Origin of the sequence: Bacillus sp. SIMBA_074, from assembly GCF_046534555.1 — a bacterium.
GTDB classification, from domain to species: domain Bacteria; phylum Bacillota; class Bacilli; order Bacillales; family Bacillaceae_G; genus Bacillus_A; species Bacillus_A mycoides.
Genome location: NZ_JAWRYM010001200.1, coordinates 1 through 237, shown reverse-complemented (window position 1 = coordinate 237; position 237 = coordinate 1). Strand labels below are relative to the sequence as shown.

1 protein-coding gene is annotated in these 237 nt (G+C 49.4%); it reads right to left on the bottom strand.

What is annotated here, in order from left to right; genetic code table 11:
- Window positions 1-202 (bottom strand): lactate racemase domain-containing protein (locus SB773_RS34520; protein WP_410595041.1); only part of this gene is annotated, 202 nt, incomplete at its 3' end.
- Window positions 203-237 lie beyond the last annotated feature (35 nt).

Genomic DNA, 237 nt, shown 5'->3' with positions numbered 1-237 from the left:
GAACCAGCTTATGATTGGGAGTAGGACGTGTGATGTCGCTGATGACGATCGCTACCTTGTCTGTACCCTTTACCATGTCACGCAGTGGCTGAGTACCGATCGGAGCCTGGAGTGCTTGTCTTACCGCTTCCTCTTCGTTCTCCAGACCTGGCAAGTTTTTCGGTTCAACGATCAAGGAGTCATCCGGCACATCTATCGTCAATCCTTCTTTTCCATAAAGCAGAGTCGTTTTCATTC